Here is an 18,282-nt window from a genome sequence, read left to right on the forward strand (position 1 = left end):
AAGAGGGGCGTTGAAGAGGCGATGCGCGACGCATTTCGCTCGTGGAGGGGCTGCCCGAGCGGGTTGCGGACGGGCGTCTAGGGATTTCCCCTGATGTCGCGGATGCGCGCCGTACCTCCGGAGGCACCGACGGTCACTGGAGCGAGTGGCGCGGCAGTGAGATCGTGAAGACGCAACCGGTGCCGGGCACGTCCCGCACGGTCAATGTGCCGAAGTCCGCCTCGACGCTCTGGCGGGCGATGGAAAGCCCCAGGCCCAGGCCCGACCGGTCATGACTGTGCTGATTGAAGGGGGCGAACATCTTGGCGGCGATTCCCGGCGGCAGCCCTCCGCAGTGATCTTCGACTTCGATCAGGACGTGCTCGCCAAGCTCATAGGCCTTCAAGGCGATGTCGGTGTGCGGGTGCGTGAACTTGAATGCGTTCTGCAGCAGGTTCGCCAATGCTGCAAGCAGCAACTCCCGGTTTCCCCGGATGGCCAGCAGGGAGTCGACGGGTGACACCTCGAAGGCGCAACCCGCGGCGCTTGCAACGAGCTGGGCCGCGGTTTCGGCGTCCTTGATGAGCAGGGCCACGGAAAATGTCTGCCGCAGTTCCGGCGCGCCGCTGCGAACTTCGGCGAGTGCCCCGCTGATCAGTGTGGCCATCGAAGACAGGCTGCGCTTCAGCACGCTCCCGGTGGCACCGCCCACTGTCATGTTGCCGAGTTCGAGGGCGTGAATCGCAAGGGTTGCCGTCCCGAGGGCATTGCGCAGCTCGTGAACCAGGAACCCGAAACGCTCCGTCGCGTCCAGGCTCTGCTGACGGGCGATCTGTGTATCGCGCTGAAAGCTGAACTCGGTGACCGCGTCGGCAATGGCGTTGTCCAGGCACCGGTTCAGCGTCCGGAATTCCCCGATAGCGAACGGGGCGTTGCGCTCGAAGGCCAGGTCCGTGATCGCCTGGCAAAGGTCGCCATAGTCGTGAACGACCTGGTCGACCGTGTACCCCAGCTTCAGCAGCTCCTTGCCATGTGCAGTGGCGGTCATCCCCATCTCCGACAACGCCAGCGAGTCTCCGCCCGATGGTCCCGAGATCCTGACGCTCTCGGCAGGTTTGTCGTCTTCTTCGGCCGCAAGGGTTCTTATCAGTTGCTCGAGGAACAACGGAATGCCGTTCGCCAGCTGATGTTCAGTGGCGGCCCGCCGGGGCCTCAGTGCAACCTTCGACTTGCACCGTGAAACCAGCTCTTCCCGGTTGTTGGTGAGAAAGTTGCGCATGTTGCGGGACCTCGATGGCTTTCGCCTGGTTCATTCAATGAATGCCGCCTGCTTCGGCTTCCGCTTGAAAGGCGTACCGCCCATCGTTAGCCGCCCACGGAGGAATTGTCTGTGCGGCATCGCACATACGCGGAGTGCCGACACGCGCACCCCTGTGTGCGCAAGCGCACAGACGCCGGGGCATCGGCCGCAAAATGATGGGCACTTTGGAATCTCCTCCCCACATGGCATCGTCCCCACCCCCGTCTTCTTCGCGCGCAGCCGTGGCGCGCAACAGCCTGCTGGAGGTGATGCCGCCGGAGGTGCTGACGGGCCTGATGCCGCTCCTTGAGCTGGTGCCGCTCAAGCTGGGGCAGGTGCTCTACGAATCGGGCGTGGTCCAGCAGTACGTGTATTTCCCGGTCGATTGCATCGTCTCGCTGCTGTACGTGCTGGAAAACGGGCAGTCGGCCGAGATCGCCGTCGTGGGGTTCGAGGGAATGGTGGGCGTGTCGCTGCTGATGGGCGGGGGCAGCACGCCTAACCGCGCCGTGGTGCAGAGCGCGGGGAATGCATTTCGCCTGAGCGCCGGGCACATCAAGCAGTTGACCGACAACGGCGGGCCGCTGCTGCATCTGCTGCTGCGCTACACCCAGTCGCTCATCACGCAGATGTCGCAGACGGCCGTCTGCAACCGGCACCACTCGCTGGAGCAGCAGCTGTGTCGCTGGCTGCTGCTGAGCCTCGACAGGCTCCCGGGCAACGAGCTGGTGATGACGCAGGAGCTGATCGCCAACATGCTCGGCGTGCGGCGCGAAGGCGTGACCGAGGCTGCCGGCAAGCTGCAGCGCCTGAATCTCATCAAGTATTCGCGCGGGCACATCACGGTGCTGGACCGCCCGGGTCTGGAGCAGCAGGTGTGCGAGTGCTATGAGGTCGTGAAGCGTGAAACGGATCGCCTGCTGCCTCGCCAGCCCGCGACCTGAGCCGGCGGCGGCCGGGCCGCATTTGGTGCGCCTGCGCACAGACGCGAGAGGGCCCCTCGGCAACAATGCGCCCGGTTGCGCATTTCCGCGCTGATTGACTCTTCCCAACAGGCGGTTCCGTGACATCAGCCCCGACCCGCCCCGTTCTCAATCGCCTGCTCGAGGCGCTGCCGCTCGCAGACCGTGTGCACCTGCTCGAGCGCTGCGACAGCGTGCAGCTGGCCACGGCGCAGATCCTCTACGAGCCGGGCGACGTCATTCACCACATCCACTTCCCGACGAGCGCGTTCGTCTCGCTGGTATCGACCGCGGACGGCCATGACGGCCTGCAGACGGGCATGGTGGGCAACGAGGGCGCCCTGGGCTACGAGCTGTCGCTGGACGTGCAGAGCGCTCCGCTGCGGGCGCTGGTACAGGGTGCGGGCATGGCGTGGCGACTGACCGCGCAATCGTTCGCGCAGGAGCTGGAGCAGAACTCGAAGCTCAAGCGCATCCTCAATCGCTACGTCTGCGTGCTCTTGATGGAGTTCGGCCGTTCGGGCCTGTGCAACCGCTTCCACCTGATCGAGGAGCGCCTGGCGCGCTGGCTCTTGACCACGCAGGACTGCGCGCATTCCACGCACCTTGCGCTTACGCATGAAGTGCTGGGCCGCATGCTGGGTGTGCGCCGGGTCGGCATCACCAACGCCGCGACGGCGCTGCACACGCGGCGACTGATCGACTATCGGCGGGGGGTCATCACGATCACCGATCGCGAAGGTCTGGAGAACGCGGCGTGCGACTGCTACCGGGCCAACCGGCGCAGCTATGCGCATCTGATCGCATAGCTGCTGGCTGGTGTGTTGGTCAGTGCATCAGCGTGCGGCCGGAACCACGACAACGGTTCCGCTGCCGGTGCCAGTGCTGCCGGTGTTGCCTCTGGCGCCCGTTGCGCCGGTATTGCCCGTGTTGCCGGTATTTCCCTGATTGCCGGTTTCCCCTGTGGCGCCGGTGTTGCCAGTACTACCGGTGTCGCCTGTGGCGCCAGTGTTCCCTGTGTTGCCGGTATTTCCCCTCGCGCCCGTGGCGCCTGTGTAGCCGGTGCTTCCGGTGTTGCCCGTGTTGCCTTGAGGACCCATCGGGCCGGTGCAGGCAGATGCAGCAAGCAGGGCGAGCAACAGGATGGGCGGGAGTAGATATTTCTTCATGGAGGTTCCTTGTGGTGTTGGAGTGCGCGCAGCTCGAATAGAGGCTACGCCGGCCACAATGACTGCCAGCGCGTATTGCGTCTGTTCGGCACCGCGCATAGGTGCGAACCGCCTGGCAGCCCAGCCGTCAAAATCCCCGGCGCACAAGGGAGTCGCGATGAACGGACTGTTGTCGTTCGGTGCGCGCCTGGCCTGCATCCTTTTGCATGAACACGCTCAGCGGATCGTCGGGGTAGCTCCCAAACCGATCGCGCCGCGCGTAGCCCGCCCGCGCATAGAACGACAACGCCTCGGGTTGGCTCACGCCGGTCTCCAGCCTGAAGACCGCGCAGCCGCGCGTCGCCGCTTCGCCTTCGAGAAAGCCGAGCACCTTCGCCGCGACGCCTTGCCCCCGGTTCTCCGGCCGCACGTACATGCGTTTTAGTTCGCCGAAGCCGGGCTCCATCACGATGGCGCCGCAGCCCACGGCCGTGCCTTCGCCGTCGCGGGCGACCGCGAACAGCACGTTCGGTGCAGACAGTGCCGCGATGTCGATGCCGTAGTGGCACTCGGGCGGATATAGAGGCTTCTGGTAGGCGTCGAGGTCGTCGATGAGCTGGACGACGTCGGGCTGGGTGGGGCTTTCGAGGGAGATTCGCATCGGGCGATGGTATCGAGCCGGCAGGGCTGTGCATCGAGGGGCCGGGCGAAGAAAACCCGCCGAAGCGGGTTGGGTGAGGGCAGTCAGCGGCTGACGCGCAGGGCTTTCAGCCGGCGCTCGGCTTCGCCGGGAGGAATCTTTCCCTCCGCCTCGAGCTTCCTGAGCCGTCGCTCATCTGCTCGATTCAGCGCATCTTTCAGCAGCGCCATCTTGCGGTTCCGGCAAGGGCTGCATTCGTAGAAGCTCGTCGGACTGCTCATGCGGTTCATCCTTGCGTCGTACTCGAGAGCAAGAGTTCGTCCGTTGGGCTCGATACCCATGATGAGGATTTTTCCGTTCCTGAACGTGACGTTGGCACCTCCTTCGCAGCCCGTGGTATCAGTTTTTTCAGGGTTGTAGGCACTACGCGAAATCCGGCGCATATGCCGCAGGGCAAAAAGAACGTCCTCTTCCGTCAAAACGACATCATCGCAATCGAGAAAATCCTTGTTCTCCCATACCGTTCTGCCCGAAGGTTCTGTGATCTCAACCTTCTGTACATGGCTGATGGGATACCGCCTGTCCGACGCTTGTGCCGGAAACATCGCAGCCGCAATCAAAAATGCCACTGGAATCAAGAGAGCGATGTTTCTTTTCATGGCGTTGGCACCTGCATTTTCCAATTTGCCCCCTGGGCCTCTGTCGGGTTCTTGCGGCTGACTAGAGGATGACGAAAAACTTCCTCGCTATCGATTCGGATCGACTCCCGAAGCACGCTGACAAGCCACGAGAGCGACTGATTCTGTGCTGCAGTTGGCTCGTCATAGATTCCACGCCTGCCGCGCAACTCATCAAGAGTCAGCTCTGCTTCCTTTCCGACAGCTCTAAATCCCGCAGGCAATCTGGCCCTTCCGACGATCTCGATCCCGATTGCCTCCATGTTCCCTGGATAACGTTCGCCCGGTGGTTTTCGCATTTCGATCTGGTGCATTCCCTCTACTCCCACCTTCGCAAAATCGCGTGGTTCGCATCTTGCCGTCGCCAGACACCTCGCCTTCAACGGCCCCACATGATTCGTCCGCTGATAGATCGCCGCCGTCTGATAGATCGTCCCATCCTTGTCGATGAGAAAGTGCGCCCCGTTCGCCTTGGGATTCCTGTAGCTGTTCAATGAAGACGCCGAGGTATCGGCGTCCGTTTGATGCACCGCGATGCCGGTGATGGCCCCGGCGCGTTTCCCTCGTTCGATCTGCGGACTGCGCGCATGTCGCACGCGCGCGTGGCTGATCATTCCGTGTTCGTCGATTTCGACAAGCATGGGTTTTCCTCCCTGAAGAATTTGTTGGTTATCGACTCTCTGCAGAAGCCAGGCCTTGCGCATCGGATGAGCGCGAGGCCACGACCTCGCGGCACATGCTAAAGGCTTAAAAAGTGAACTGGTTGATGACTTCGTCAACACTTGTGGCCCGCTGCGCAAAGCCCATTCGTCCGCAGGGTTGAACGCGCCAACCAACAATGGCCGCGCGGCAGGCTGACCGGTCTGCCGGCCACCTTTCTTCATCCCGAATCCGCAAACACCAAGGAGTACCACTTTGGAATACCGTCATCTAGGCAAATCAGGCCTCAAGGTCCCCGTGTTGAGTTTTGGCACCGGCACCTTCGGCGGCAAGGGCGAGTTCTTCAGCGCGTGGGGTAGCACCGACGTGGCCGAGGCGCGCAAGCTCATCGACATCTGCCTCGAGGCAGGCGTCAACATGTTCGACAGCGCCGACATCTATTCGGCTGGTGCAGCCGAGTCGGTGCTCGGCGAGGCGATCAAGGGCCGCCCGCGCGACGGGCTGCTGATCTCGACCAAGGCCACCTTCCGCAGCGGCGAGGGGCCGAACGACGTGGGCTCGTCGCGCCATCACCTCGTGCAGGCCGTCAATGGCGCGCTCAAGCGACTGGGCACCGACTACATCGACCTGTTCCAGCTGCACGGCTTCGATGCGAGCACGCCGGTGGAAGAGACGCTTGGCACGCTCGACGATCTCGTGCGCGCGGGCAAGCTGCGCTACATCGGTGTGTCGAATTTCTCGGGTTGGCACCTGATGAAGTCGCTGGCCGTTTCAGAGCGCTACGGCTTGGCGCGCTACGTCGCCAATCAGGCCTACTACTCGCTGGTCGGCCGCGACTACGAATGGGAGCTGATGCCGCTGGCGCAAGACCAGGGCGTGGGCGCGGTGGTGTGGAGCCCGCTGGGCTGGGGCCGGCTCACGGGCAAGATCCGCCGTGGCCAGCCGCTGCCTGCCAATAGCCGCCTGCACGTCACTGCTGACATGGGCCCGCCGGTGCCCGACGAACTGCTGTATCGCGTGGTCGACGCGCTGGAAAAAGTCGGCGCCGAAGTCGGCAAGACGGTGCCGCAGGTCGCGCTGAACTGGCTGCTGCAGCGCCCGACAGTGTCGAGCGTGGTGGTCGGTGCGCGCGACGAGGCACAGCTGCGGCAGAACCTCGGCGCGGTGGGCTGGAACCTCACGCCCGCGCAGGTCGCCGAGCTCGATGCGGCCAGCACGACGACGCGGGCCTATCCCTACTGGCATCAGCAGGGCTTTCTCGAACGCAATCCCAACCCTGTCTAGGCGGGCGTCAGCCCGAGCACCCACCGCTTGAAGTGCTCCAGCGCCCCGGAGGCCGGCCGGCCTTCGGGGTACGCGAAGTAGTAGCCCTGGTGCACGTCGAGGTGGCGGTCCACCGGAATCACGAGTTCGCCTGCGCGCAGCTCGTGTTCGATCAGGATGCGTGGCGCCAGGCCCACGCCCATGCCTGCCGCCGTGGCCGCGACGACCATGGTGAAAAGCTCATAGCGCGGTCCGCGCGACGCGTGCACCGTGTACTCCCAGCCCTGCTGCGCATACCAGTCGCGCCAGGCATGGGCGCGTGTGCTCAGGTGCACATGGCGGCATTGCTCGAAGCCGGCTTCGTCCCATGGCCCGTGCGCATCGCGGAACGCGGGGCTGCAGATAGGCACCATCTCGCCCTCGGCAAAGATCAGCCCGCCGCGGGTGTTCGGCCAGAACTGGTCGCCGAAGTAGATGGCTGCGTCGTATGCGTTCTCCTGAAAAGAGAAGGGCTGCGAGCGCGCCGACAGGTTCACCGTGATGTTCGGATGCAGCAGGCTGAACTCCGGCAGCCGCGGTATCAGCCACTGCGTGGCAAAGGTAGGCACCACCGCCAGTTCCAGCACGAAGCCCATCTCGTGGCCGGCGCTGATCTCCAGCGTGTCGCGGCGGATCTGGTCGAGGTGGCGCCTGATGCGCGCCGCATATTCGCGGCCCACGTCGGTGAGCGTGAGCCGACGCCGCACGCGCGAGAACAGCGGCACGCCGAGCCGCTGTTCGAGCATGGCCACCTGCCGGCCGACGGCGCTTTGCGTCAGCGCCAGCTCGGTTGCAGCGCGGGTGAAGCTGCCCAGCCGCGCCGAGGCCTCGAAGGCCTGCAGCGCGCCAAGGTTGGGAATGTCTTTTCTCATCGATTGCCAGCGGTTGTCTCAGTCGTTCAGCCAAAGCACCGGTCGTGCCCGGGAGACGGTGTCCTTCCCGGCGTGCACAACGTTGTGCGCTTTTAGCGTTTGTTCGGCTTGCGCCCACGACTCTATTCTGCGTGCCGACCCCATGCCAACGATACGAGGAGACTTCCGATGATTGTTTTGCGCACCCGTTGTACTGCCCTGGGCATTGCACTGGTTTCCGTTCTGGGCCTGCCCGTCGCCGCGTTCGCGCAGGCCGAGCAGACCGTCACCATCGGCCACGCCGGCCCGCTCACCGGGGGCGCCGCCCACTGGGGCAAGGACAACGACAACGGCGCGCGGCTCGCGGTCGAAGACCTGAACAGGCAGGGCCTTGTCATCGGCGGCAAGAAGATCAAGTTCGTGCTGCAGTCCGAAGACGACCAGGCCGATCCCAAGCAGGCCATGGTGGTCGCCAACAAACTGGCCGACATGGGCGTGAAGGGCATGCTGGGCCACTTCAACTCGGGCGCAGCCATTCCGGCTTCGGCCGTCTACAGCCGCGCGGGCCTGCCCGACGTGTCCACCGCCACCAACCCGACCTTCACGAAGCAGGGCTACAGCAACGTCTTCCGCATCCTGGCCAGCGACGACGACGTGGGCATGGCCATCGCCAACTACACGGTGAAAGACCTGAAGGCGAAGAACATCGCCGTGATCGACGACCGCACTGCCTACGGCCAGGGCGCCGCCGAGGTGTTCACACGCGGCGTGAAGGCGCTGGGCGGCAACGTGGTGGCGCAGGAGTACGGCAGCGACAAGGCCACCGACTTCATGGCCATCCTCACCACCATCAAGAGCAAGCAGCCTGACGTGGTGTTCTACGGCGGCATGGACGCGCAGGGCGGGCTCATCGCGCGGCAGATGAAGCAGCTCGGCATCACGGCCAAACTGCTCGGCACCGACGGACTGTGCACCGACGAGGTCGCCAAGATCAGCAGCGGCGCGGTCGACGGGCTGCTCTACTGCACGCGCGGCGGCAAGGAACTCGAAAAGACATCGAAGGGCGCCGATTTCGAGCAGCGCTACAAGGCCCGCTATGGCGTCGACGTGCTGACCTACGCGCCGTACCTCTACGACGCAATGATGGCGCTGGCCGCCGGCATGCGCGCGGCCAACTCGGTCGAGCCCGAGGCTTACCTGCCGGCAATGCGCAAGGTGAAGTTCGACGGCGTCACCGGCACCATCAGCTTCGATGCCAAGGGCAACCTGCAGAAGCCGGATTTCACCGTCTTCACCTACAAGGACGGCAAGCGCGTGCGCGTGGCCGGCTCCTGAGGCTGCATGCGGACACTGAACGCCGAGGAAACCGCCGCAGCCTTGCCCTGGGGCGCTCTGGTCGAGGCGCTGCTGCAGATGTTCGAGCGCGAACGTCTCGGTGAGGCGTATGCGTCGCCACGCACCTCGGTGCCGCTCGCGGCCGGCGGCGTCATGCTGTTGATGCCGGCGGCCGACCTGCACTTTGCTGCGCTGAAGACGGTGACCGTGCACGCCGGCAATGCGGAACAGGGCCTGCCGGTGGTGCAGGGCGACGTGACGCTGATGGATGCCGCCACCGGCACGCGGCTGCTCGCGATGGATGGCAATGTGCTGACGGCGCGACGCACGGCGGCGTTGTCGCTGGCGGGCGCCATGAGGGCAGGGCGTGGCGGCGCCGAGCGCATGCTGCTGATTGGCGCGGGTGTGCAGGCTCGCGCGCACGCCGAAGCCTTTGCCGAGGTGTGGGGCGTGCGGCATCTGAAGATCCATGCGCGGGCGCAGGCGCATGCAGAAGCACTGGCGCAGCACATGCGCTCGCGTGGCGTCGATGCCAGCGCAATCGCCGACCCGACCGCCGCCGCGGAAGAATCCGACGTGATCGTCGCCGCGACCAACTCGCAAGAGCCGGTCGTCCCGTCGCGGGTGCGGCCGGATGCCACCGTGATCGCCGTCGGCGCCTACCGCGCCGACATGGCCGAGGTGCCGCCCGAACTGGTGCGGCGCTGCGCCGTGTTTGTGGATACGCTGGAGGGGGCGCGCAGCGAGGCGGGCGACCTGATCCGGGCGGGCGTCGATTGGTCCGCCGTTCAGGCTTTCAGCAGCGCACAGCCGGTACAACAAGGTCGCCTGGTACTCGTCAAGACCGTAGGCCACGCGCTGTGGGACCTGGCGGCGGCGCGGCTGGCGTATGTGAATCAACAACAGCAGTGATGACGAGCAGCAAGAAGAAGGGCATTTCATGCGTCGTGTGGTGATCATCGGCGGCGGGGCTATCGGCTCCGCCATCGCCTACTTCCTGACCCGCAGCCCCGAAGAGGAGCCCTTCGAGGTCACGGTGGTCGAGCGCGATTTCTCGTACAAGCAGGCGTCGTCGGCACTGTCGGCCAGCTCGATCCGCCAGCAGTTCTCCACCGCCATCAACATCGAGATGTCGCTGTACGGCATCGACTTTTTCCGCAATCTCGGCGAGACGCTGCGCGTGGGCGACGACGTGCCCGACATCGGCCTGGTCGAGCCCGGCTACCTGTACCTCGCTTCGCCGGCCGGTGTCGATGTGCTGCGCGAGAACCACGCGATGCAGAAGGCGCACGCGGTGGACGTTGCGCTGATGACGCCCGATGAGCTGAAGGCGCGCTTTCCGTGGATCTCGACCGAAGGGGTTGCGCTTGCCTCGCTGGGCCTCTCGGGCGAAGGCTGGTACGACGGTTACAGCCTGCTGCAGGCCTTTCGCAAGAAGGCGGCCTCGCAGGGTGTGCGCTATGTGCAGGCGCATGCGACGGGCTTGCGCCGCAACGGGCGCACCGTGACCGGTGTGCAGCTCGACAGCGGCCAGACGTTGGAGGCAGACGTGGTCGTCAACGCCGCGGGCGCATGGGCTGCGAAGGTGGCGCAGTGGGCCGGCATCGATCTGCCCGTGCGCGGCCGCCGCCGCAGCGTGTTCAGCTTCTCGTGCCCCGACACGCTGCCCGGATGCCCGCTGGTGATCGACACCTCCGGCATCTGGCTGCGCCCCGAGGGCCGCCAGTTCATCTGCGGCTTCGCGCCGCCCGAAGACCAGGACCACGACGATGCGCCGCTCGAGGTCGAGTACGAAGCCTTCGACAGCTTCATCTGGCCATCACTGGCCGAACGCGTGCCGGCCTTCGAAGCCATCCGCATGACAGGCGCATGGGCGGGCTACTACGAGATGAACGTGTTCGACCACAACGCCATCCTCGGCCTGCACCCGGACTGCGACAACCTCTACTTCGCCAATGGCTTCTCGGGCCACGGCCTGCAGCAGTGCCCGGCGGCTGGGCGCGGGGTGGCGGAGCTGATCCGCTTCGGGGAATACCGCAGCCTCGACCTTTCGCCGGTGTCTTTCGCGCGCATTCTGGAGAACAGCCCGCTGCTGGAGAAGAACGTGATCTAGGCGGGGCCAAGGGGAGGGCGTACGATCTTCGCCAGAGAGGTGCACCTACCCATGACCGCACAGACACTGATCGATACCGCCCGCGCACTCGTCGCAGGCGACAAGGGCTTGCTCGCGATGGACGAGAGCAACGCCACCTGCAACAAGCGCTTCGCCACGCTGGGCATTCCGCAGACCGAGGCGGCGCGGCGCGACTGGCGTGAGCTGATCGTCACCGCGCCGGGGCTGGGCGACAGCATCAGCGGCGCCATCCTGTTCGACGAGACCATCCGCCAGAAGACCAACGCGGGTCAGCCCTTTGCCAAGGCGCTTGAGGGCGTGGGCATCATTCCCGGCATCAAGGTCGACACGGGTGCGAAGCCGCTGGCTGGACATCCCGGCGAGACCGTCACCGAAGGGCTGGACGGTCTGCGCGAGCGCCTTGCCGAATACGCCGGCATGGGCGCGCGCTTTGCCAAGTGGCGCGGCGTGATCGCCATCGGCGACGGCCTGCCGACGCGCGCCTGCATTCGCGTCAATGCCCACGCGCTAGCTCGCTACGCCACGCTGTGCCAGGAAGCCGGCCTGGTGCCCATTGTCGAGCCCGAGGTGCTGATGGACGGCGGCCATTCGCTCGCGCGGTGCGCCGAAGTTACCGAAGAAGTGCTGCACAAGACCTTCGCCGAACTGCGCGCACAGGGCGTGCTGCTCGAAGGCATGCTGCTGAAGCCGAACATGGTGTTGCCGGGGCAGAAGACCGCTGTGCAGGATTCTGTCGAGGCGGTCGCGGAGGCGACGGTCAACTGCCTGCTGCGCACCGTGCCTGCAGCAGTGCCCGGTGTGGCGTTTCTCTCGGGCGGCCAGTCGGCGCAGCTGGCTTCCGCACGGCTGAACGAAATGAACATCCGGTTCAAGTCGCGCATGCCGTGGGCGCTGGCCTTCTCGTTCTCCCGCGCGGTGCAGCAGCCCGCGCTCGATGCATGGAAGGGCGATGCCGCCAACGTGTCTGTTGCCCAACAAGCGCTGGTGCTCCGCACCCGGGCCAATCAGGCCGCGCGTCGCGGCGACTACAAAGAGGCATAGAGCCACGCATGACGACCCCTCAGGACCTGTACCGCCAGAAGCTGGCATCTCCCGCCGACGCCGTGCGCCAGGTGCGCAACGGCGACATGATCATCGTGCCGACGGGAGTCGGCGAGCCGCCCACGCTGCTCACGGCGCTGTCGGAGCATCGCCGCGATTTCCATGACGTGAAGGTCGCGCAGATTCTTGCGATGCGCAAGTACGCCTACATCGACCCCGAGACAGTCGAGCACGTGCGCCACGTCGCGTTGTTCTTCGGTGGGGCCTCCCGCGCGGGCGGGCAGGAGGGCTGGATCGACTTTCTGCCGAACTACTTCTCGGAGATTCCCGCGCAGATCGAGCGCGGGCAGATGCCGGCCGACGTGGTCTTCAGCATGGCCTCGCCCATGGATGCGCACGGCTACTTTGCCCTGAGCCTGGGCGCCGACTACACGATGGCCGCCGTTGCCAGGGCGCGTGCCGTGGTGCTCGAGGTGAACCCGAACGTGCCCTTTGCCTGTGGCGCCTGCCATGTGCACATTTCGCAGGTGGCCGCGCTCGTGGAAAACGAGGCGCCGGTCATGGAAGTCGGCCTGCCGAAGATCGGTGTGGTGCAGGAGGCCATCGGCAAATACGTGGCCGACCTGATCGACGACGGCTCGACGCTGCAGATCGGCTACGGCGGCATTCCCGACGCGGTGGTGATGCAGCTAACGCACAAGCACGACCTGGGCATCCACACCGAGATGATCGGCGACGGCATTCTCACGCTGGTGGAGAGCGGGGCCGTGACCAATCGGCGCAAGAACTACCTGCCGGGCAAGTCGATCGCCACCTTCGCGCTGGGGTCGAGCAAGCTCTACCGCTTCATGGACCGCAACCCGGCGCTGGAGATGCACCCGGTGAACTTCACCAACGACCCGGCGCTGGCAGGGCTCAACGACAACCTCATCGCAATCAACGCGACGATGCAGATCGACCTGCTGGGTCAGTGCGGTTCGGAGAGCCTGGGCCACGCGCCGTACTCGGGCACGGGCGGGCAATCGGACTTCGTGCGTGCCGCCAATCGTTCGCGCGGCGGCAAGGCTTTCATCGTGCTGCCTTCCACGGCCAAGGGCGACACCATCTCGCGCATCGTGCCCTCGCTGTCGCCGGGCACGCATGTGAGCACGAGCAAGAACGACATCAACTACGTGGTCACCGAATACGGCGTGGCCCAGTTGCGAGGCAAGTCGGCGAAGCAGCGGGCGCGCGAACTCATCGGCATCGCGCATCCGGCCTTCCGGGCGGAGCTGACCGAGCAGGCCAGGCGGCTGAAGCTGCTGTAGGCCTGCGGGTTGGCTATCAGCCGGCCTTGGCCGCCTTCACCAGCGAAGGCGTTGCCTTGTAGCTCTCCGGGAACAGCTTTTTCAGGTCGTCGATCTTCGGCATGTCGTTGATCGCGATGTAGGGCTGGCTCGGGTGCAGCGTCAGGTAGTCCTGGTGATAGTCCTCGGCCGCATAGAAGGGCTTGGACATCTCGACCGTGGTGGCCAGCTGCTTGCCGAAGGTCTTGGCCTGGTTCAGCTGTGCGATGTAGGCGGTGGCGATGCGCGCCTGCTCGGCGTTCTCGGCGAACACGGTGGAGCGGTATTGCGTGCCGGTGTCCGGGCCCTGACGGTTGAGTTCGGTCGGGTCGTGCGCCACCGAGAAGTAGATCTGCAGCAGCTTGCCGTAGCTGACCTGCTGCGGGTCGTAGGTGATGCGCACCGATTCGGCATGGCCCGTGCGGCCCGAGCCGACTTCGTCGTAGCGCGCCGTCTTGGCGTCGCCGCCGGCGTAGCCCGATACGGCATTGCTCACGCCCTTGACGCGCTGGAACACGCCCTGAACGCCCCAGAAGCAGCCGCCGGCGAACACGGCGGTTTCGGTCTTTGCGGCCGGCGGTGCCACGAGGTCTGCCGTGGGCGCGGGCACCCGGCGGGCGGTTTCGGCGAACGAAGGCACTGCGTGCCAGACCAGCGCGGCGGCAGCCAGCGTGCCGGCGGTGAGTGCGAGGGATTTCATGAGGGCTCCTTGAGGGCGAGTTTCGGTGGCTGGATAGCCGGTTGGCGCGACATTGACGCCGAATCTGCCGGGCGTCAATGGCGTTTGCGGGTTGCTCTGCTTACTTCTTCATCTCGTCCTTGCCCATGCTGTCCTTCTTCATGGCGTCCTTGGACATCGAGTCTTTGGCCATCGAGTCCTTCTTCATGGCGTCCTTCGACATGGAGTCCTTCGCCATCGAGTCTTTCTTCATGCCGTCCTTGGACATCGAGTCCTTGGCCATGCCGTCTTTCGCCATTTCGTCTGCGGCGAAAGCCGAGGCGCCGGCGAAGGCCATACAGGTTGCGAGCAGGGTTGCGGTGAGCTTGTTCATTGGAGTCTTCCTGGGTTGAGTTTGGATTTCGTTTCAAAGATCGGCCTGGTTACAGTGAACTGGGCCTTGCGCTTTCTTCGGCAGTCGAGCGGCTGTGTCGGCCCCTCAGCTCCCTCCGAACCAGTTGTAGCCCTGGTCTTCCCAGTAGCCACCTGTGTAGGTGTTGGTGACGAACATCGCCTTGATGTGCTTCGGGTTCTTGTAGCCAAGCTTGGTCGGCATGCGCAGCTTCATCGGAAAGCCGTACTTGGGCGGCAGCGGCTGGCCGTCGTAGGTCAGCGTCAGCAGCGTCTGCGGATGCAGCGCGGTGGGCATGTCGATGCTGGTGTAGTAGTCGTCCGCGCACTTGAAGCCGACGTACTTGGCCGTCAGGTCGGCGCCGATGTGGCGCAGGAAGTCGGCAAAACGCACGCCACCCCATTTGCCGATGGCGCTCCAGCCTTCCACGCAGATGTGGCGCGTGATCTGGTCGTGCTGCGGCATGGCGCGCAGCTCGGCCAGCGTCCAGGCATGCTTGTCGGCGACCATGCCGGTCACTTCGAGCTTGTAGCTGGCTTCGTCTACTTCGCGCACCTCGTCTTCGCCGTAGTAGGCGTTGAACGGGAAGGGGCGCGTGATCTCGGCTTCGGTGTAGGTTGGGGCAAGCTGCGTCGGGCTGAAGATCAGGCCCTGCACCTTGTCGTTGAAGCGCGAGATCTTCGTGAGCGCGGCTTCCACCTGCGCGTTGTCGCTGATGCTGCAGCCCGTGAGCAGCGAGAGGCCGCCGAGCGTGAGCGAGCGTTGCAGGAAGGCGCGACGCGAAGGCTGGTCGAGCTTCTTCGCAATCAGCGTGCGGGCTTCATGCAGCACGGCGTCGCCGTCAATGCCGCTCAGGGTGGGGGCTTTGAAGATTTTCATCAGGCTTTTGGCGCACGGCCGCGGATCATGGTGAGGAGGGTGCGGGGCACCAGGGCCACCATCACCAGATGCACGACGACGAAGGCGACGATGGCCGCCATCGCAAGGAAGTGGATGCGGCGCGCAAACTCGTAGCCGCCCAGCAGGTCGCGAAGCACGGCGAACTGCACCGACTTCCACAGCACCAGGCCCGACAGCACGATCACGATCAGGTCGAGCATCACGAACAGGTAGGCCAGCTTCTGCACGCTGTTGTAGTGGCGCGGGTCGGCGTGCGAGAGCTTGCCCTTCAGCGCGGCCAGCGCGTCGTGCCAGATGCCGGCCGGCGTTACTGGGAAGAACTTGCGGGCAAGCCGGCCGCTGGCGATGTTCATGGCCAGGTACACGAAGCCGTTGAACACCAGCAGCCACATGGCCGCAAAGTGCCACTGCAGCGCGCCGCCGAGCCAGCCGCCGAGCGTGATGACGGTCGGGATGGTGAACGGGAAGAACGGCGCCGCGTCATAGATGCGCCAGCCGCTCGTCACCAGGATCACCACGGCCAGCGCGTTGAGCCAGTGCGTGATGCGCATCCACAGCGGGTGGATGGGACGGCGATCGACCTCGGGGGGTGGCTCGGCGAGTGGGGCGATGGCTGTGCTGTTCATGGGGCGGATTGTTGGGCGCACCCCATGGCCGATTCATCACGCAAAGTTCAATTAATCGTGATAACTCCGCAAGCCGTATCGCAGGACAATGGCGCCCTATGGACACCTCCAAGCGCGTGCTGATCGTCGAAGACGACGCCCACATTGCCGAACTCCTGCGCATGCATCTGCGCGACGAAGGCTATGCGGTCGAGCACGCCGCCGACGGCCACGCCGGCCTGCGCGAGCTGGAGCGCGGCAACTGGGACGCGCTGGTGCTCGACCTGATGCTGCCCGGCATCGACGGCCTCGAAATCTGCCGCCGCGCCCGCGCCATGACGCGCTACACGCCGATCATCATCATCAGTGCCCGCTCGAGCGAGGTGCACCGCATCCTCGGGCTGGAGCTGGGCGCCGACGATTACCTGGCCAAGCCCTTCTCGGTGCTGGAACTGGTGGCGCGCGTGAAGGCGCTGCTGCGGCGCACCGACGCGCTGGCGCGCAATGCGCGCATGGAGTCGGGCAGCCTCACGCTCGGCAATCTCGACATCGAGCCGCTGGCGCGCGAGGTGCGCGTGGACGGCAAGCTCATCGAGCTCACGCCGCGCGAGTTCGACCTGCTTTACTTCTTCGCGCGCAACCCCGGCAAGGTGTTCTCGCGGCTCGACCTGCTCAACCAGGTCTGGGGCTACCAGCACGACGGCTACGAGCACACCGTCAACACGCACATCAACCGGCTGCGCACCAAGGTCGAGGCCGATCCGGCGGAGCCGCGGCGCATCCTCACGGTGTGGGGGCGGGGCTACAAGCTGTCGGCCACCGCGACCGGGGAGGACTCTGCGTGATGGCGTGGGCCACGCTGTCGCGGCGGCTGTCGGCCGTGTTCGCGGTGCTGCTGCTGGTGTGCTGCGGGGCCTCGGCGTGGCTGCAGATGCGCTCCAATGGCATTCACGAACAGGAGGTCATCCAGCGCCTGTCGCTCGGGCTCGCGGCGCACATCGCCGAGAACTCCGAGCTCATGAAGCCTGGCGGACTCAACCAGGAGGCGGTGAAGGATCTTTTCGACAAGCTCATGGCCGTCAACCCGAGCGTGGAGGTCTACCTGTTGGGGCTGGACGGCCGCATCAAGGCGCAGGCCGCACCGCTCGGGCACCTGAAGCGCGACAAGGTCGAGCTGGGGCCGATCCGCAAGCTGCTGTCGGGTGCGCCGCTGCCCATCGGCGGCGACGATCCGCGAAGTCTTGCCGCGTCCAAGGTGTTCAGCGCCGCGCCGCTGCGCATGGACGGGCGCGACGTGGGATACGTCTACGTGGTGCTGCAGGGCGAAGACCACGACGCGCTGGTCGCCAATGCGGCGACCGACAACGTGCTGCGCACCACGCTGTGGTCGATGGGGCTGGTGGCGCTGCTCGGGCTGCTTGCGGGCCTTGCGGCTTTCCGCCTCATCACGCGGCCGCTGCGCGAGCTGACCTCGGCCGTCAAGCGCTTCGAGACAGAAGGCATCGCCTCGCTCGAAAGCGAGGCTCCCACGCTGGAGCGCCTCTCGCACGGCAGCGACGAAATCGCGCAGCTGGGCCAGGCTTTCACCCAGATGACGCGCCGCATCGCCGAGCAATGGCGCGAGCTGACCCTGCAGGACCAGCAGCGCCGCGAGCTGTTCGCCAACATCTCGCACGACCTGCGCACGCCGCTCACCTCGCTGCACGGGTATCTCGAAACGCTGCTGCTCAAGGCCGGCTCGCTCAGCGAGGAAGAGCGCCGGCGCTATCTGGAAATCGCACTGGGCCAGAGCCGCAAGGTCGGCCGCCTCGCGCAGGAAGTGTTCGAACTGGCACGCCTCGAATACGGCGTGGTCAAGCCCGAGAAGGAAAACTTCGCGCTCGCCGATCTGGTGCAGGACGTGTTCCAGAAGTTCGAGCTGGCTGCCGAGGCGAGGCACCAACGCCTCAAGCCCGACATCGCGCCCGGCCTGCCGGTGGTGTCGGCCGACCTCGGCATGATCGAGCGCGTGCTGACCAACCTGCTCGACAACGCCATCCGCCACACGCCCGAGGGCGGCGAGATCGTGGTGCAGCTGCGTGCCGAGAACGCAGGCGTGACGGTTCAGGTGAGCGACACGGGCCCCGGCATTCCGGGCGAACTGCAGCCGGCCCTGTTCATGCGCCCCGTGTTCATGAGCGGATCGCGCACCGACAGCGCGAGCAGCGGCGGGCTGGGCCTGGTGATCGTGAAGCGCATCTTGCAGCTGCACGGCAGCGACATACGGCTGGTGCAGCAGCCGGACAAGGGCGCGGTGTTCCGCTTTCAGCTGGGTGGTGCGGCAAGCGCCTGAAAGGCTTGCAGGTTTGCCTGC

The 18,282-nt window shown here is 65.4% G+C and carries 20 protein-coding genes; 10 read left to right on the forward strand and 10 right to left on the reverse strand.

Features of this window, described 5'->3' with window-relative positions:
- Nucleotides 1-133: 133 nt before the first annotated feature.
- Entirely contained in the window at nucleotides 134-1,258 is a 1,125-nt protein-coding gene (locus ACTG4X_RS16435) for a sensor histidine kinase (protein ID WP_440534305.1), read from the reverse strand.
- Nucleotides 1,259-1,482: 224 nt separating this feature from the next.
- Between ACTG4X_RS16435 and ACTG4X_RS16440 the strand changes: the two genes are divergently transcribed.
- Both ACTG4X_RS16440 and ACTG4X_RS16445 read left to right on the forward strand, forming a co-directional pair.
- A complete protein-coding gene (locus tag ACTG4X_RS16440) occupies nucleotides 1,483-2,223 on the forward strand; it encodes a Crp/Fnr family transcriptional regulator (RefSeq protein ID WP_440534306.1) in 741 nt (246 codons plus the stop codon).
- A gap of 119 nt (nucleotides 2,224-2,342) precedes the next feature.
- The gene (locus ACTG4X_RS16445) at nucleotides 2,343-3,050 is read left to right on the forward strand and encodes a Crp/Fnr family transcriptional regulator (RefSeq protein WP_440534307.1); all 708 of its coding nucleotides are present in this window, start codon (nucleotides 2,343-2,345) and stop codon (nucleotides 3,048-3,050) included.
- A gap of 27 nt (nucleotides 3,051-3,077) precedes the next feature.
- On the opposite strand, the gene ACTG4X_RS16450 is transcribed toward ACTG4X_RS16445, so the two are convergent.
- From ACTG4X_RS16450 to ACTG4X_RS16465, 4 genes are all read right to left on the reverse strand, one after another.
- Nucleotides 3,078-3,410 (reverse strand): hypothetical protein, encoded by a 333-nt coding sequence (locus ACTG4X_RS16450; RefSeq protein ID WP_093074793.1) that lies wholly within the window; start codon nucleotides 3,408-3,410, stop codon nucleotides 3,078-3,080.
- 127 nt (nucleotides 3,411-3,537) lie between these two features.
- Nucleotides 3,538-4,050 (reverse strand): GNAT family N-acetyltransferase, encoded by a 513-nt coding sequence (locus tag ACTG4X_RS16455; RefSeq protein WP_440534308.1) that lies wholly within the window; start codon nucleotides 4,048-4,050, stop codon nucleotides 3,538-3,540.
- Between the two features lie 83 nt (nucleotides 4,051-4,133).
- Nucleotides 4,134-4,688, reverse strand: a complete 555-nt coding sequence (locus ACTG4X_RS16460) for a hypothetical protein (protein WP_440534309.1) — start codon at nucleotides 4,686-4,688, stop codon at nucleotides 4,134-4,136.
- Nucleotides 4,685-5,347 (reverse strand): peptidoglycan recognition protein family protein, encoded by a 663-nt coding sequence (locus tag ACTG4X_RS16465; RefSeq protein WP_440534310.1) that lies wholly within the window; start codon nucleotides 5,345-5,347, stop codon nucleotides 4,685-4,687. The genes ACTG4X_RS16460 and ACTG4X_RS16465 overlap by 4 nt, the downstream gene beginning before the upstream one ends.
- Nucleotides 5,348-5,621: 274 nt before the next feature.
- Here ACTG4X_RS16465 and ACTG4X_RS16470 point away from each other — a divergent pair, with 274 nt between their 5' ends.
- Nucleotides 5,622-6,650, forward strand: coding sequence for an aldo/keto reductase (locus ACTG4X_RS16470; RefSeq protein WP_093074781.1), 1,029 nt, complete (start codon nucleotides 5,622-5,624; stop codon nucleotides 6,648-6,650).
- On the opposite strand, the gene ACTG4X_RS16475 is transcribed toward ACTG4X_RS16470, so the two are convergent.
- On the reverse strand, nucleotides 6,647-7,540 hold the full coding sequence (locus ACTG4X_RS16475) for a LysR substrate-binding domain-containing protein (RefSeq protein WP_307614046.1): 894 nt from the start codon (nucleotides 7,538-7,540) through the stop codon (nucleotides 6,647-6,649). The genes ACTG4X_RS16470 and ACTG4X_RS16475 overlap by 4 nt on opposite strands.
- Before the next feature lie 168 nt (nucleotides 7,541-7,708).
- Between ACTG4X_RS16475 and ACTG4X_RS16480 the strand changes: the two genes are divergently transcribed.
- The 5 genes from ACTG4X_RS16480 to ACTG4X_RS16500 are packed head-to-tail and all read left to right on the forward strand — an operon-like array spanning nucleotide 7,709 to nucleotide 13,336.
- Nucleotides 7,709-8,854: a branched-chain amino acid ABC transporter substrate-binding protein gene (locus ACTG4X_RS16480; RefSeq protein ID WP_093054535.1), complete on the forward strand. Its 1,146-nt coding sequence runs from the start codon at nucleotides 7,709-7,711 to the stop codon at nucleotides 8,852-8,854.
- Between the two features lie 6 nt (nucleotides 8,855-8,860).
- Entirely contained in the window at nucleotides 8,861-9,766 is a 906-nt protein-coding gene (locus ACTG4X_RS16485) for a delta(1)-pyrroline-2-carboxylate reductase family protein (protein ID WP_440534311.1), read from the forward strand.
- Nucleotides 9,767-9,794: 28 nt separating this feature from the next.
- Nucleotides 9,795-10,967: an NAD(P)/FAD-dependent oxidoreductase gene (locus tag ACTG4X_RS16490; protein ID WP_440534312.1), complete on the forward strand. Its 1,173-nt coding sequence runs from the start codon at nucleotides 9,795-9,797 to the stop codon at nucleotides 10,965-10,967.
- Between the two features lie 51 nt (nucleotides 10,968-11,018).
- On the forward strand, nucleotides 11,019-12,029 hold the full coding sequence (locus ACTG4X_RS16495) for a class I fructose-bisphosphate aldolase (RefSeq protein ID WP_440534313.1): 1,011 nt from the start codon (nucleotides 11,019-11,021) through the stop codon (nucleotides 12,027-12,029).
- A gap of 8 nt (nucleotides 12,030-12,037) precedes the next feature.
- Nucleotides 12,038-13,336, forward strand: a complete 1,299-nt coding sequence (locus ACTG4X_RS16500) for an acetyl-CoA hydrolase/transferase family protein (protein ID WP_440534314.1) — start codon at nucleotides 12,038-12,040, stop codon at nucleotides 13,334-13,336.
- A gap of 16 nt (nucleotides 13,337-13,352) precedes the next feature.
- On the opposite strand, the gene msrA is transcribed toward ACTG4X_RS16500, so the two are convergent.
- The 4 genes from msrA to ACTG4X_RS16520 form a co-directional block, all read right to left on the reverse strand.
- On the reverse strand, nucleotides 13,353-14,054 hold the full coding sequence (gene msrA, locus ACTG4X_RS16505; RefSeq protein WP_093054545.1) for a peptide-methionine (S)-S-oxide reductase MsrA: 702 nt from the start codon (nucleotides 14,052-14,054) through the stop codon (nucleotides 13,353-13,355).
- 100 nt (nucleotides 14,055-14,154) lie between these two features.
- The gene (locus ACTG4X_RS16510; RefSeq protein WP_093173986.1) at nucleotides 14,155-14,406 is read right to left on the reverse strand and encodes a pentapeptide MXKDX repeat protein; all 252 of its coding nucleotides are present in this window, start codon (nucleotides 14,404-14,406) and stop codon (nucleotides 14,155-14,157) included.
- Nucleotides 14,407-14,511: 105 nt separating this feature from the next.
- On the reverse strand, nucleotides 14,512-15,303 hold the full coding sequence (locus ACTG4X_RS16515) for a molybdopterin-binding protein (protein ID WP_093173984.1): 792 nt from the start codon (nucleotides 15,301-15,303) through the stop codon (nucleotides 14,512-14,514).
- On the reverse strand, nucleotides 15,303-15,950 hold the full coding sequence (locus ACTG4X_RS16520) for a cytochrome b/b6 domain-containing protein (protein ID WP_440534315.1): 648 nt from the start codon (nucleotides 15,948-15,950) through the stop codon (nucleotides 15,303-15,305). The genes ACTG4X_RS16515 and ACTG4X_RS16520 overlap by 1 nt, the downstream gene beginning before the upstream one ends.
- Nucleotides 15,951-16,048: 98 nt before the next feature.
- On the opposite strand from ACTG4X_RS16520, the gene ACTG4X_RS16525 reads away from it, so the two are divergent.
- Both ACTG4X_RS16525 and ACTG4X_RS16530 read left to right on the forward strand, forming a co-directional pair.
- Nucleotides 16,049-16,774: a response regulator transcription factor gene (locus ACTG4X_RS16525; protein WP_093074754.1), complete on the forward strand. Its 726-nt coding sequence runs from the start codon at nucleotides 16,049-16,051 to the stop codon at nucleotides 16,772-16,774.
- A complete protein-coding gene (locus ACTG4X_RS16530) occupies nucleotides 16,774-18,261 on the forward strand; it encodes a sensor histidine kinase (RefSeq protein ID WP_177192739.1) in 1,488 nt (495 codons plus the stop codon). The genes ACTG4X_RS16525 and ACTG4X_RS16530 overlap by 1 nt, the downstream gene beginning before the upstream one ends.
- Nucleotides 18,262-18,282 lie beyond the last annotated feature (21 nt).

The organism is Variovorax sp. YR566 (assembly GCF_051992195.1).
In the GTDB taxonomy this organism is placed as follows: domain Bacteria; phylum Pseudomonadota; class Gammaproteobacteria; order Burkholderiales; family Burkholderiaceae_C; genus Variovorax.

Bases quoted from the DNA above. Each gene is read 5' to 3' on its own strand.
- ACTG4X_RS16440 (WP_440534306.1), top strand. From the start codon at position 1,483: ATGGCATCGTCCCCACCCCCGTCTTCTTCGCGCGCAGCCGTGGCGCGC.
- ACTG4X_RS16475 (WP_307614046.1), bottom strand. From the start codon at position 7,540: ATGAGAAAAGACATTCCCAACCTTGGCGCGCTGCAGGCCTTCGAGGCC.
- ACTG4X_RS16455 (WP_440534308.1), bottom strand. From the start codon at position 4,050: ATGCGAATCTCCCTCGAAAGCCCCACCCAGCCCGACGTCGTCCAGCTC.
- ACTG4X_RS16515 (WP_093173984.1), bottom strand. From the start codon at position 15,303: ATGAAAATCTTCAAAGCCCCCACCCTGAGCGGCATTGACGGCGACGCC.
- ACTG4X_RS16450 (WP_093074793.1), bottom strand. From the start codon at position 3,410: ATGAAGAAATATCTACTCCCGCCCATCCTGTTGCTCGCCCTGCTTGCT.
- ACTG4X_RS16490 (WP_440534312.1), top strand. From the start codon at position 9,795: ATGCGTCGTGTGGTGATCATCGGCGGCGGGGCTATCGGCTCCGCCATC.
- ACTG4X_RS16525 (WP_093074754.1), top strand. From the start codon at position 16,049: ATGGACACCTCCAAGCGCGTGCTGATCGTCGAAGACGACGCCCACATT.
- ACTG4X_RS16500 (WP_440534314.1), top strand. From the start codon at position 12,038: ATGACGACCCCTCAGGACCTGTACCGCCAGAAGCTGGCATCTCCCGCC.
- ACTG4X_RS16530 (WP_177192739.1), top strand. From the start codon at position 16,774: ATGGCGTGGGCCACGCTGTCGCGGCGGCTGTCGGCCGTGTTCGCGGTG.
- ACTG4X_RS16495 (WP_440534313.1), top strand. From the start codon at position 11,019: ATGACCGCACAGACACTGATCGATACCGCCCGCGCACTCGTCGCAGGC.
- ACTG4X_RS16510 (WP_093173986.1), bottom strand. From the start codon at position 14,406: ATGAACAAGCTCACCGCAACCCTGCTCGCAACCTGTATGGCCTTCGCC.
- ACTG4X_RS16435 (WP_440534305.1), bottom strand. From the start codon at position 1,258: ATGCGCAACTTTCTCACCAACAACCGGGAAGAGCTGGTTTCACGGTGC.
- msrA (WP_093054545.1), bottom strand. From the start codon at position 14,054: ATGAAATCCCTCGCACTCACCGCCGGCACGCTGGCTGCCGCCGCGCTG.
- ACTG4X_RS16465 (WP_440534310.1), bottom strand. From the start codon at position 5,347: ATGCTTGTCGAAATCGACGAACACGGAATGATCAGCCACGCGCGCGTG.
- ACTG4X_RS16520 (WP_440534315.1), bottom strand. From the start codon at position 15,950: ATGAACAGCACAGCCATCGCCCCACTCGCCGAGCCACCCCCCGAGGTC.
- ACTG4X_RS16480 (WP_093054535.1), top strand. From the start codon at position 7,709: ATGATTGTTTTGCGCACCCGTTGTACTGCCCTGGGCATTGCACTGGTT.
- ACTG4X_RS16485 (WP_440534311.1), top strand. From the start codon at position 8,861: ATGCGGACACTGAACGCCGAGGAAACCGCCGCAGCCTTGCCCTGGGGC.
- ACTG4X_RS16460 (WP_440534309.1), bottom strand. From the start codon at position 4,688: ATGAAAAGAAACATCGCTCTCTTGATTCCAGTGGCATTTTTGATTGCG.